This is a genomic window from Serratia proteamaculans, from assembly GCF_946227095.1.
Taxonomy (GTDB): Bacteria; Pseudomonadota; Gammaproteobacteria; order Enterobacterales; family Enterobacteriaceae; genus Serratia; species Serratia proteamaculans_E.
The window spans coordinates 480,303-492,201 of sequence record NZ_CAMISV010000001.1 but is presented as its reverse complement, the minus strand read 5'-3'; the positions used below and the strand labels follow the sequence as shown (position 1 = coordinate 492,201).

The 11,899-nt window shown below is 57.0% G+C and carries 11 protein-coding genes; 9 read left to right on the top strand and 2 right to left on the bottom strand.

Annotated features, from left to right (window positions below; genetic code table 11):
• Positions 1-100 precede the first annotated feature (100 nt).
• Positions 101-1,693, top strand: coding sequence for an ABC-F family ATPase (locus OC597_RS02410; protein WP_099064096.1), 1,593 nt, complete (start codon positions 101-103; stop codon positions 1,691-1,693).
• 86 nt (positions 1,694-1,779) lie between these two features.
• Here the strand turns inward: OC597_RS02410 and moeB are convergent, their stop codons facing one another.
• Together moeB and moeA are read right to left on the bottom strand one after the other, a co-directional pair.
• Positions 1,780-2,535 carry a molybdopterin-synthase adenylyltransferase MoeB gene (gene moeB, locus OC597_RS02405; protein ID WP_262207264.1) on the bottom strand — a complete coding sequence of 252 codons (756 nt, stop codon included), beginning with the start codon at positions 2,533-2,535 and terminating at the stop codon, positions 1,780-1,782.
• A 2-nt stretch (positions 2,536-2,537) separates the two neighbouring features.
• Positions 2,538-3,776, bottom strand: a complete 1,239-nt coding sequence (moeA, locus tag OC597_RS02400; RefSeq protein ID WP_262207262.1) for a molybdopterin molybdotransferase MoeA — start codon at positions 3,774-3,776, stop codon at positions 2,538-2,540.
• A gap of 93 nt (positions 3,777-3,869) precedes the next feature.
• Here moeA and OC597_RS02395 point away from each other — a divergent pair, with 93 nt between their 5' ends.
• The 8 genes from OC597_RS02395 (at position 3,870) to OC597_RS02360 (ending at position 11,842) form a co-directional block, all read left to right on the top strand.
• Positions 3,870-4,406 (top strand): DUF924 family protein, encoded by a 537-nt coding sequence (locus OC597_RS02395; protein WP_262207261.1) that lies wholly within the window; start codon positions 3,870-3,872, stop codon positions 4,404-4,406.
• Between the two features lie 354 nt (positions 4,407-4,760).
• A complete protein-coding gene (locus OC597_RS02390; protein WP_262207259.1) occupies positions 4,761-5,705 on the top strand; it encodes an isoaspartyl peptidase/L-asparaginase family protein in 945 nt (314 codons plus the stop codon).
• A gap of 19 nt (positions 5,706-5,724) precedes the next feature.
• Positions 5,725-7,602 carry a dipeptide ABC transporter ATP-binding protein gene (locus OC597_RS02385; protein ID WP_262207258.1) on the top strand — a complete coding sequence of 626 codons (1,878 nt, stop codon included), beginning with the start codon at positions 5,725-5,727 and terminating at the stop codon, positions 7,600-7,602.
• A 23-nt stretch (positions 7,603-7,625) separates the two neighbouring features.
• Complete coding sequence (gsiB, locus tag OC597_RS02380; RefSeq protein WP_261462169.1) at positions 7,626-9,164, top strand: glutathione ABC transporter substrate-binding protein GsiB; 1,539 nt, start codon at positions 7,626-7,628, stop codon at positions 9,162-9,164.
• A gap of 50 nt (positions 9,165-9,214) precedes the next feature.
• Positions 9,215-10,135 (top strand): glutathione ABC transporter permease GsiC, encoded by a 921-nt coding sequence (gsiC, locus tag OC597_RS02375; protein ID WP_261252101.1) that lies wholly within the window; start codon positions 9,215-9,217, stop codon positions 10,133-10,135.
• A gap of 9 nt (positions 10,136-10,144) precedes the next feature.
• On the top strand, positions 10,145-11,053 hold the full coding sequence (gsiD, locus tag OC597_RS02370; RefSeq protein WP_085115923.1) for a glutathione ABC transporter permease GsiD: 909 nt from the start codon (positions 10,145-10,147) through the stop codon (positions 11,051-11,053).
• A gap of 115 nt (positions 11,054-11,168) precedes the next feature.
• On the top strand, positions 11,169-11,405 hold the full coding sequence (locus OC597_RS02365; RefSeq protein ID WP_261462172.1) for a type II toxin-antitoxin system CcdA family antitoxin: 237 nt from the start codon (positions 11,169-11,171) through the stop codon (positions 11,403-11,405).
• A 218-nt stretch (positions 11,406-11,623) separates the two neighbouring features.
• Entirely contained in the window at positions 11,624-11,842 is a 219-nt protein-coding gene (locus OC597_RS02360; RefSeq protein ID WP_261462173.1) for a hypothetical protein, read from the top strand.
• The last annotated feature ends 57 nt before the right edge of the window (positions 11,843-11,899 follow it).

Here is an 11,899-nt window from a genome sequence, read left to right as displayed (position 1 = left end):
CATTGCTCAAATTGTCACCGAAACTTCCCGCGATCTCTTATCCCCGTTATGGCATAATGCGCGCCAAATCACATTCCTAATGATATGAAGAGCGAGCGCTGTGTTAAGCACTAACAACATTACTATGCAGTTTGGCAGTAAGCCGCTGTTTGAAAACATCTCTGTTAAATTTGGTGGCGGTAACCGCTATGGTTTGATCGGGGCTAACGGCTGCGGCAAATCCACCTTTATGAAAATCCTGGGCGGCGACCTGGCATCGAGCGGCGGCAACGTGTTCCTCGATCCGAACGAGCGTCTGGGTAAACTGCGTCAGGATCAGTTCGCTTTTGAGCAATACAGCGTGCTGGACACCGTCATCATGGGCCACCATGAGCTGTGGGCAGTGAAGGAAGAGCGTGACCGTATTTACGCTATGGCCGAAATGAGCGAAGAAGACGGCTATAAAGTGGCCGATCTGGAAGTCGCTTACGGCGAGATGGACGGTTACACCGCCGAAGCCCGTGCTGGCGAGCTGCTGCTCGGCGTAGGCATCCCGGTTGAACAGCATTACGGCCCGATGAGCGAAATCGCACCGGGCTTCAAACTGCGCGTGTTGCTGGCGCAGGCGCTGTTCTCCGATCCAGAAATCCTGTTGCTCGACGAACCAACCAACAACCTGGACATCGATACCATTCGCTGGCTGGAGCAGGTGCTGAACGAGCGTAACAGCACCATGGTTATCATTTCGCACGACCGTCACTTCCTGAACATGGTATGTACACACATGGCGGATTTGGACTACGGCGAACTGCGCGTGTATCCGGGCAACTATGACGAATACATGACGGCGGCAACCCAGTCGCGTGAACGTCTGATGGCGGATAACGCCAAGAAGAAGGCACAGATTAACGAACTGCAGTCGTTCGTTAGCCGCTTCAGCGCCAACGCCTCCAAATCCAAACAGGCGACTTCACGTGCCCGCCAGATCGACAAGATCCAGCTGGAGGAAGTGAAGGCTTCAAGCCGTCAGAACCCGTTCATCCGTTTTGACCAGGACAAAAAACTGTTCCGTAACGCGCTGGAAGTGGAAGCACTGACCAAAGGCTTCGACAACGGTCCGTTGTTCAGCAAGCTCAACCTGATGGTTGAAGTGGGCGAGAAAGTCGCGGTGCTGGGCCCGAACGGCGTCGGTAAGTCGACCCTGCTGAAAGCGCTGGTTGGCGATGCTCAACCGGACAGCGGCAGCGTGAAATGGTCTGAAAACGCCAAGATCGGTTACTACGCTCAGGATCACGAATACGAATTCGATGACACCCTGACGGTATTCGACTGGATGAGCCAGTGGAAGCAGGAAAAAGACGACGAGCAGGCCGTTCGCAGCGTGCTGGGTCGTTTGCTGTTCAGCCAGGACGACATCAAGAAGAAAGTGAAGGTGTTGTCAGGGGGTGAGAAGGGCCGCATGTTATTCGGCAAGCTGATGATGCAGCGTCCTAACATCCTGATTATGGATGAACCAACCAACCACCTGGATATGGAATCCATCGAGTCGCTGAACATGGCGTTGGAAATGTATGAAGGCACCCTGATCTTCGTTTCCCACGACCGTGAGTTCGTTAGCTCGCTGGCGACCCGCGTACTGGAAATGACACCGACTAAGGTGATCGACTTTACCGGCAACTACGAAGACTATCTGCGTAGCCAGGGTATCGTCTAACTCTCTGGTAGGGGCGCGTTATACGCACCCGCAAAGATAACCAGTGATAATCGCAGGCGGGAGCACTCCCGCCTTTTTTGTGTCTGCTATTCCCCGCCACAAACCTCGCACTGCGGATTTTTCGGCAGCTTCATTTCACGAAATTGCATCGTCATGGCATCAAACATCAGCAGTTTGCCGGTGAGCGGCTGGCCGTATTGCGTCAGCAGTTTGATGGCCTCCATGGCCTGCAGGGTGCCGATGGTGCCCACTAGCGGGGCCATTACACCGGCTTCGACGCAGGTCAGGGCGGTATCGCCGAATAACCGGCTCAGGCAACGGTAGCAAGGCTCATCAGGCTGGTAGGTGAAGACGCTCAGTTGCCCCTCCATACGGATCGCCGCGCCGGACACCAGCGGTTTGCGCTGCGCATGGCACAGGCGATTCAGCAGATCGCGCGTTGCCACGTTGTCGGTACAGTCCAGCACCAGATCGCAGGCGGCAATCTGTGCCGCCATCTGAGAGTCGTCCAACTGCCCGTCAACGGCATCAATGTGGATATGCGGGTTGATGGCGCTCAGTTCGATACGCGCCGATTCCACTTTCGCCATGCCAACGCGTGCGTCGCGGTGCAGGATCTGGCGTTGCAGGTTGGAGAGCGAAACGGTGTCGAAATCAACCAACGTCAGGTGGCCGACGCCTGCAGCGGCCAGATAAGGCGCGGCGGCGCAACCCAACCCGCCGAGTCCGACAATCAGTACCCGCGCGGCTTTCAGCTTTTCCTGGCCGTCGAAGTCGAAGCCGCGCAGGATAATCTGGCGGTTATAGCGCAGTTCTTCGGCATCGGTTAATTCCGGCAGCATGTTCAGTTCCTCAGTAAGGCGTTGAAGGGCTCAATTTCCACCTTTTCGCCCACCGCCACAGAGCCGCGATCGCGCTCCAGCACGATAAAGCAGTTGCCCTGGCTGAACGAGCTGAAGACGTGCGAGCCCTGATGACCGGTGCTGCTTACTTCCAATTCACCCTGCGCGTTGCTGGTAAACACGCCGCGCTGGAAATCGAGACGGCCCGGCGCTTTCTTCAAGGGTGTTAATGCGCGTGCTTGCAGACGCGGTGGCAACTGCCAGTCGCTGTGACCGGCCAGCTTTGCCAACAGCGGTTGCACCAGTTGGTAGAAGGTCAGTGCGGCGGAAACCGGGTTACCCGGCAGGCCACAGAACCAGGCATGTTTCAACTTGCCGAAGGCAAAAGGCTTACCGGGTTTGATCGCCAGCTTCCAGAAGCTGACTTCGCCCAGTTCATCCAGCATCTGCTTGGTGTAGTCGGCTTCACCGACCGAGACGCCACCGCTACTGATCACCACATCGGCCTGGCTGTCCGCTTGTTCAAAGGCGGCACGCAGGGCGTTTTGATCATCACGAATAATGCCGAGATCCAGCGTCTCGCAGCCCAGTTGTTCCAGCATCAGGCGCACCGCAAAGCGGTTGGTATCGTAGATTTGCCCGGCCTGCAGCGGCTGACCGACCGGTTGTAACTCGTCGCCGGTAGAGAACACGGCGACTTTCAGTTTGCGCATCACCTGGACTTCGGCGACGCCGAGCGAGGCCAGCAACGGCAACTGTGCCGCGCCCAACCTGATGCCTGCGGGTAACACCCCGGCACCCTGGCGAATATCTTCCCCCGCCAGACGGATATTCTGCCCGGCTTGCACTTCGGCCGTGAAGCGAACGCCGGCATCACTCACCTCGGCCTGCTCTTGCATGATCACCGCTTCGGCGCCGACAGGGATAGGGGCGCCGGTCATGATGCGCACGCAGGTGTTGGCCGGCCAGTCACCGTTGAATGGTGCACCGGCAAAGGCTTTGCCTGCTACCGGCAGCGGGGCATTGGCCTGCAAATCGGCGAGGCGCACGGCGTAACCGTCCATCGCCGAATTGGCGAACGGGGGCACGTCGATAGGGGAAATCACCGGTGCGGCAGTAATACGGCCGGCGGCGGCGGTCAGGGCAATGGATTCGGTCTGCTGCAGGGGGGAGAGCTGGCTGAGCATCTTCTCCAGCGCCTGCTCCAGGGAAATGAGATCGGAAGTATGGCAATGATCCATAGAGGGAACTCCGTAATCAGGGTGCGCGAAATTTTCGGCAAAGTGGGGGTATTATGAAGGATGCTATGCTGAAGTAAACAACAGGAGACCGTGATGCACAGACAGGTATTAGACTTCTGGTTCGACGAGATCGAACCGGCAATGTGGTTCAAAAAGGATGATGAATTTGATCGCCTGCTGCATACCCATTTTGGCCAGATCTGGCAGGCCGCCGCTGCCGGTGAACTGGCGCACTGGCGAGACACCATTGAGGGGCGATTGGCGGAGGTGATCGTGCTCGATCAGTTCAGCCGCAATCTGTTCCGTGGCACGCCCGGTTCATTTGCCAGCGACTGTATGGCGCTGGTGTTGGCGCAGGAGGCGGTGCGCAGTGGGCAGTGTGAACAGCTCAGCCGGGAACAGCGGGGTTTTCTCTATTTACCGTTTATGCACTCGGAGTCGGCGCTGATCCATCAGCAGGCGCTGGCGTTGTATACCGAACTGGATAATGGCGATCAGCTGGAGTTTGAATTGCGACATAAAGCCATTATTGACCGTTTTGGCCGTTACCCGCACCGTAATGCGATATTAGGTCGCGTATCAACCCCGGAAGAAGAAGCATTTCTGTTGCTGCCGGGCTCCGGGTTCTAAATATTATCATCTGCGTTCAGCCTGCTGAAAAACAGCAGGTTGAACCTGTGACAGCTTAATATACAGAGATATCGGTTATTTCTCCGGATAATAGTTGTCTATCCGCCCAGTGCTTTTACCAAAAATCCCAACCGTTATTTACGGCGTTCCCGCTCTATTCTAACTGACTGTTTTTATTCCATTAAGCTATTTCAATGTGCGAAATAATCTAAGCGAACTACGCTAAATGCTGAGTGGTGACTTTATGCTTTACATAGAATGCAGGGCTAAATATAGTCGGGAAAAGAAAAAATAATTAATTATCAGCCCGGGAAGGGTATGGGGTTGGCAGGTTTAACACAGGGTGTCAGACAAATGAGCAAACCAGTGATTGCCATTCACGGTGGTGCGGGTGCAATTACCCGTGCGGCGCTGAGTGCTGAAAAAGAGCAAGAGTATATTCAGGCGTTATCCGGCATTGTCGCCGCAGGTCAGCAGATCCTCGCCCAGGGTGGCAGCGCATTGGATGCGGTGACCGAAGCGGTACGGTTGCTGGAGGAGTGCCCGTTGTTTAACGCCGGTAAAGGCTCGGTGTTCACTCATCAGGGTACCCATGAATTGGACGCCTGCGTGATGGACGGGCGCACCTGTGATGCCGGTGCCGTAGCGGGTGTCAGCCGGATACGCAATCCAATATTGGCTGCGCGTGCGGTGCTGGAAAACAGTCAGCATGTGCTGTTCGCCGGCGAGGGTGCCGAAAAGTTTGCCACTGCCCACGGCCTGGAAATGGTCGCCCAGGACTTCTTCTTTACTCAATCACGTTTTGACCAACTGCACCGCGCTCAGGCGGAGCAGGGACGGGTGTTGCTCGATCACGACGGTGCTGAGCCGATCGACCCCGACAGTAAGTTTGGCACCGTGGGTGCGGTGGCGTTGGACGCCCTGGGTAATCTGGCGGCGGCCACCTCGACCGGTGGCATGACCAACAAACAGGCCGGCCGGGTTGGCGATACGCCGATAATCGGCGCCGGCTGTTACGCCAATAATGCCACGGTGGCGGTGTCCAGCACCGGCACCGGTGAAATATTCATGCGCGGCGTGGCGGCCTATGATGTTTCCGCGTTGATGGAATACGCCGGTCTCAGCCTGCAGCAGGCCAGCGACCGGGTAGTGATGGAAAAACTGCTGGCGATGGGCGGCAGCGGCGGCATGATCGCCATCGACAGCCAGGGTAACGTGGCGCTGCCTTTTAACAGTGAAGGGATGTACCGCGGTTTTGGTTATGTCGGCGATGCGCCGTCCGTAGGGATTTATCGCTAACCGATCACCAGGAGGGTGCATGACCGATACCTTGATGCCGCCCACGGCCGACGCTGGGCTATGGCTGCCGCCTCAGCGCGTACTTTCAGTGCGCGATCTCAGTATTCAGTTTCATCAACAGGGTGACACCCTGGATGCGGTGCGCAACCTGTCGTTCGATATCGATCGCGGTGAAACGCTGGCGATCGTCGGCGAATCCGGCTCGGGCAAATCCGTCACCTCGCTGGCCTTGATGCGGCTGGTGGAACAGGGCGGTGGCAACATCGTCAGCGGTGCCATGGCCCTCCGTCGGCGCAACGGCGAGGTGCTTGATTTGGCCCGTGCACGGCAGGGGACGCTGCGGACGGTACGCGGTGCCGATATGGCGATGATTTTTCAGGAGCCCATGACCTCACTGAATCCGGTATTCCCGGTGGGTGAGCAGATCGCTGAATCCCTGCGTCTGCATCAGGCGATGGATCATCGGGCTGCCAAACAAGCCGCTTTGCAGATGCTCGATCTGGTCCGTATTCCCGAAGCCAAAGACGTGCTTAACCGCTATCCGCATCAGCTTTCTGGCGGCATGCGTCAGCGAGTGATGATCGCCATGGCGCTGTCTTGTAAACCGGCATTATTGATTGCCGACGAACCGACCACCGCGCTGGACGTCACTATTCAGGCGCAGATCCTGCAGCTCATCCGCGTGCTGCAGCAGGAAATGCAGATGGGGGTCATTTTCATCACCCACGACATGGGCGTGGTGGCGGAGGTTGCCGACCGGGTCCTGGTGATGCGTCAGGGGGAACGGGTGGAGCAGGGACCGGTGCGCGAGCTGTTTGCCGCGCCGCAACAGCCCTACACCCAGGCCTTGTTGGCTGCGGTGCCGAAGCTGGGTTCGATGGCACAACAAGATTTTCCGGCCAAATTTCCGTTGCCGAACGGGGCGGACAATGGCGGCCCACAGGATACCGTACCGCCCGGTGCGGCGCCGATCCTGCGGGTGGAGAATTTGGTGACGCGTTTTGATCTGCGCAGCGGCATTCTGAACCGGGTCACCCGCCGGGTACACGCGGTGGAAAACGTCAGTTTCGATCTCTACCCCGGTGAAACCCTGGGGCTGGTGGGGGAGTCCGGCTGCGGCAAGTCCACCACCGGCCGATCCTTGCTGAAGCTGGTGGACAGTCAGCACGGCACCATTACCTTTGACGGTCGCCAGATCAACCTGTTGAAAGGCCCGGCGTTGCAGCATCTGCGGCGGGATATCCAGTTTATCTTCCAGGACCCTTATGCCTCGCTCGATCCGCGTCTGACCGTCGGTTTCTCGATTATGGAACCGCTGCTGGTGCATAACGTGGCACGCGGCAAGGCCGCACAAGAACGGGTCGATTGGCTGCTGGAGCGCGTCGGATTGAAACCTGAACACGCACGTCGCTACCCGCATGAATTCTCTGGCGGGCAACGGCAGCGAGTCTGCATTGCGCGCGCGCTGGCACTCAACCCAAAAGTGGTGATCGCCGATGAATCGGTGTCGGCGCTCGATGTGTCGATTCAGGCGCAGATCGTCAACCTGTTGCTCGATTTACAGCGTGAGTTTGGCATTGCCTTTCTGTTTATCTCACATGATATGGCGGTGGTGGAGCGTATCAGCCATCGCGTTGCGGTGATGTATCTCGGGCAGATTGTCGAGATTGGCCCGCGCCGGGCGGTGTTTGATAACCCGCAGCACGCCTACACCCGCAAGCTGATGGCAGCAGTCCCGGTGGCCGATCCGGCCCATGCTCACCAACGCCAGCCGCTGCTGGTCGATGAAATTCCCAGCCCGATCCGCGCGCTGGGCGATGAACCCGTTACCGCACCGCTGGTGCAGGTTGGCCCCGGGCACTTTGTTGCCCGTCATCCGATCGCCGGTGCCTTTTAATAACCTCAGGAGATGCAAGCACCATGAAGCACACATTCAAACGTAAGGCATTAGCGGCCGTCGTGCTGTTGGCGGCGGTGGGCGCAGGCCCGGCCTGGGCGGCGAAAGATGCGGTGATCGCCGTCGCGTCCAACTTCACCACGCTTGACCCGTATGACGCCAACGATACGCTGTCGCAGGCGGTGGCCAAATCCTTCTATCAGGGCCTGTTCGGCTTTGACAAGGACATGAAGCTGGTGAACGTGCTGGCGGACAGCTACGAGGTGAGCCCGGACGGCCTGACTTACACCGTCAAGCTGCATCCGGGAGTGAAATTCCATGACGGCAGCGAATTTAACGCCGAAGCGGTGAAGGTTAACCTGGATCGTGCCAGCAACCCGGACAATCACCTCAAGCGTTACAACCTGTTCAAGATGATCGACAAAACCGAAGTGGTGGATGCTACGACGGTCAAGATCGTGCTGAAAGCGCCATTCTCGGCGTTTATCAATAACCTGGCGCACCCGGCGGCGGTGATCATTTCCCCGGCTGCGCTGAAGCAGTACGGCAAGGAAATTGGTTTCCATCCGGTTGGTACTGGCCCTTATCAGTTCGTGACCTGGAACCAGACTGATTTCGTCAAGGTGAAGAAGTTTGACGGTTACTGGAAGCCGGGGCTGCCGAAACTCGACAGCATCACCTGGCGGCCGATCGTGGATAACAATACCCGCGCGGCGATGTTGCAGACTGGCGAAGCGACCTTTGCTTTCCCGATCCCTTATGAGCAGGCCAAGGTGCTGGAAGGCAATGCCAAGCTCGATCTGGTGGCGGCCCCTTCGATCCTGCAACGCTACATCAGCCTGAACGTCACCCAGAAGCCGTTTGATAATCTGAAAGTGCGGCAGGCCCTGAACTACGCCATCAACAAAGATGCGCTGATCAAGGTGGCGTTCTCCGGCTACGCGGTGCCGGCAGAAGGCCCGGTGCCGCCGGCGATAGACTTCGCCACCCGTTATAAGCCATGGCCATACGATCCGGCCAAGGCGCGCGAACTGCTGAAGGAGGCAGGCTACCCGAACGGCTTCACCACCACCCTGTGGTCGTCGCATAACCACAGCACCGCGCAGAAAGTTCTGCAGTTTGCCCAGCAGCAGTTGGCGCAGGTCGGGGTAAAAGTGACGGTGACGGCGATGGATGCCGGTCAGCGTGCGGCGCAGGTGGAAAGCGTTGGGGTGAAAGACACTGGCGTGCGGATGTTCTATACCGGCTGGTCCGCGTCAACCGGTGAGGCAGATTGGGCGTTGTCGCCGCTGTTCTCTACCCAGGCGGCGCCACCCAAGCAGTTCAACACCGCGTTCTACAGTAACCCGCAGGTGGACAAGGATCTGACCGGTGCGTTGGCGACCACCGATCGCGGCGAGAAGCAAAAGCTGTACAAGGACGCGCAGGATCGTATCTGGGCTGACGCACCGTGGATCTTCCTGGCGACCGAGCGCTTGCTGTCGGCCAACAACAAACAGTTGAGTGGTTTCTATGTAATGCCGGATACCTCGTTCAACTTTGATAACGCCGACCTTAAATAAGGCGCCAATCCCCGCTCTCATTGAGGGCGGGGTGAGGGGACTCACCCGAGATGCTTAATTATTTTCTGAAACGACTGCTGGGGTTGATCCCGACGCTGCTGATTGTCGCGGTGCTGGTGTTTCTGTTCGTCCATATGTTGCCCGGCGATCCGGCGCGGCTGGCGGCAGGGCCGGAGGCCGACGAGGCGGTGGTGCAACTGGTACGCAAGGATCTGGGGCTCGACAAGCCGCTGCCGCAGCAGTTCGTGCACTTTTTTGTCAATGCGCTGCAGGGGGATTTTGGCACCTCAATGGTCTCCAAACGCCCGGTAAGCGAAGAGATTGGCTCGCGTTTTCTGCCGACCCTGTGGCTGACCCTGACCAGCATGCTGTGGGCGACGATCTTCGGTATGGGCATCGGTATGGCGTCTGCCGTCTGGCGTAACCGCTGGCCGGACCGCCTAGGCATGACGTTGGCGGTTTCCGGCATCTCATTCCCCGCTTTTGCGCTTGGCATGTTGTTGATGCAGGTGTTCTCCGTCAACCTTGGCTGGTTGCCGACGGTGGGGGCCGATAGCTGGCGGCACTACATTCTGCCCTCGATCACGCTGGGAGCGGCGGTGGCAGCGGTAATGGCGCGTTTTACCCGCGCTTCGTTCGTCGAAGTGCTGCAGGAAGACTACATGCGTACCGCGCGCGCCAAGGGCGTACGGGAAACCATGGTGGTGGTGAAACACGGCCTGCGTAACGCGATGATCCCGGTTGTCACCATGATGGGGTTGCAGTTTGGCTTTTTGCTCGGTGGCTCGATCGTGGTGGAGAAGGTGTTCAACTGGCCGGGGCTGGGCAGGCTGCTGGTCGACTCGGTGGAGATGCGTGATTACCCGGTGATCCAGGCCGAAGTCTTGCTGTTCTCACTGGAGTTTATTCTGATTAACCTGTTGGTGGACCTGCTGTATGCGGCAATTAACCCGGCGATACGCTACAAATGAGGGCGCTGGATGATTAAGTATTGGCGACGCAACGCTGCACTGAAAGCGATGCCGACGATCAACCCTAACGCGGTTCGTACGCCTTGGCATGAGTTCTGGCGGCGGTTCCGCCAACAACGTGTGGCCCTGGTCGCCGGGCTGTTGGTGCTGTTGCTGGTGGTCGCCGCGCTGTTGGCACCTTATCTGGTGCCGTTTGATGCGGAAAACTACTTTGATTATGACCGCCTGAACGAGGGGCCTTCGCTAGTGCACTGGCTGGGTGTGGATTCGCTTGGCCGGGATATTTTCAGCCGCATTCTGATGGGCACCCGCATTTCGTTGGCCGCCGGGGTGTTCTCGGTGCTGGTCGGCGGGCTGATTGGCACGCTATTGGGGCTGCTGGCCGGTTATTACGAAGGCTGGTGGGATCGTATCACCATGCGGATCTGTGATGTGCTGTTCGCCTTCCCCGGCATTTTGCTGGCGATTGGCGTGGTGGCAATTATGGGCAGCGGTATGTCCAACGTGATCATCGCGGTCGCGATTTTCAGCATCCCGGCGTTTGCCCGGCTGGTGCGCGGCAATACGCTGGTACTGAAGCACCTGACTTATATCGAGTCGGCGCGCAGCATCGGTGCATCCGACTGGACCATCATCCTGCGGCATATTCTGCCGGGGACGATTTCGTCGATTGTGGTGTATTTTACCCTGCGTATCGGCACCTCGATCATCACCGCCGCCAGCCTGTCATTCCTCGGTCTGGGCGCGCAGCCCCCAACGCCGGAGTGGGGTGCAATGCTCAATGAGGCACGGGCGGATATGGTGATTGCACCGCATGTGGCGATCTTCCCCAGCCTGGCGATATTTATCACTGTACTGGCGTTCAACCTGCTGGGCGACGGGCTGCGTGACGCGCTGGATCCAAAATTGAAGGGATGATTTTTTGTGAGTCGCGGCCAGGAAGATATACCACAGTTTGATTGGCACACCCCTGCCTCACGAGTATAATTGATGATAATTTAATCTATATATATAACAGGGGTGAGATATAATTATGGTCAATAACACTTCGACAAAAAAAACGGTTAACGTGACTGTTGACCGCGACCTTTTCCAACGAGCAAAGTCTCTCGGCGTTAATGTCTCGTCCGTATTGACTGATGCCTTGAACGCGCGAGTTCGCGATATTGAGATTCAAAAATGGCGTGAGGAAAATCGTCCTGCATTGGAAGAACTCAATCGTATTTCTGAAGAGAATGGTTTGTTATCTGATGAATATCGGACGTTCTGAATATGTAATTCACCGTTTATTATAATACTCATCTTAAGGGCGCAATTGATTTTTTGATTGATGGCTTCTGATTCAGTCCGACAGACAGCCTGCTCGAGCATTTTATTATTGGAACAGAAGTTTGGTGTGATGGTGAATTTCCCCAATATGGCGATATTTATCGCTGTGCTGGATCCGAGATTGAAGGGATAACCGTTTTTAGTCCAAAGGAATTGGCTATGAGTAAGAAACAAAGCAAAAGCAGTTTTCTAGTTTTCATTATCACCTATTGCGGGGGATTTTTTCTGGTACACAATTCTTCGCTGTTGATAACACAACCTTGTATCCGTTATGTCGATGCCGGTATTGGTTTGTTGGTGTTTTTTGGCATCTTCAAGGTATGCAATCTGGCGCAAGCCTTCTACCGTTGGTACAACGGCATCGAGAATGTTTCTTGATTTTCGAGTAGGGGATGGGGGGGCACTGTGCCACCCCATCCCCTTGTTTAAACCAGA

What these genes read in the sequence shown, in the direction of transcription:
- gsiB (WP_261462169.1), top strand. Translation starts at nt 7,626, where the DNA reads ATGAAGCACACATTCAAACGTAAGGCATTAGCGGCCGTCGTGCTGTTG.
- moeA (WP_262207262.1), bottom strand. Translation starts at nt 3,776, where the DNA reads ATGGATCATTGCCATACTTCCGATCTCATTTCCCTGGAGCAGGCGCTG.
- gsiC (WP_261252101.1), top strand. Translation starts at nt 9,215, where the DNA reads ATGCTTAATTATTTTCTGAAACGACTGCTGGGGTTGATCCCGACGCTG.
- OC597_RS02395 (WP_262207261.1), top strand. Translation starts at nt 3,870, where the DNA reads ATGCACAGACAGGTATTAGACTTCTGGTTCGACGAGATCGAACCGGCA.
- OC597_RS02360 (WP_261462173.1), top strand. Translation starts at nt 11,624, where the DNA reads ATGAGTAAGAAACAAAGCAAAAGCAGTTTTCTAGTTTTCATTATCACC.
- moeB (WP_262207264.1), bottom strand. Translation starts at nt 2,535, where the DNA reads ATGCTGCCGGAATTAACCGATGCCGAAGAACTGCGCTATAACCGCCAG.
- OC597_RS02385 (WP_262207258.1), top strand. Translation starts at nt 5,725, where the DNA reads ATGACCGATACCTTGATGCCGCCCACGGCCGACGCTGGGCTATGGCTG.
- gsiD (WP_085115923.1), top strand. Translation starts at nt 10,145, where the DNA reads ATGATTAAGTATTGGCGACGCAACGCTGCACTGAAAGCGATGCCGACG.
- OC597_RS02365 (WP_261462172.1), top strand. Translation starts at nt 11,169, where the DNA reads ATGGTCAATAACACTTCGACAAAAAAAACGGTTAACGTGACTGTTGAC.
- OC597_RS02390 (WP_262207259.1), top strand. Translation starts at nt 4,761, where the DNA reads ATGAGCAAACCAGTGATTGCCATTCACGGTGGTGCGGGTGCAATTACC.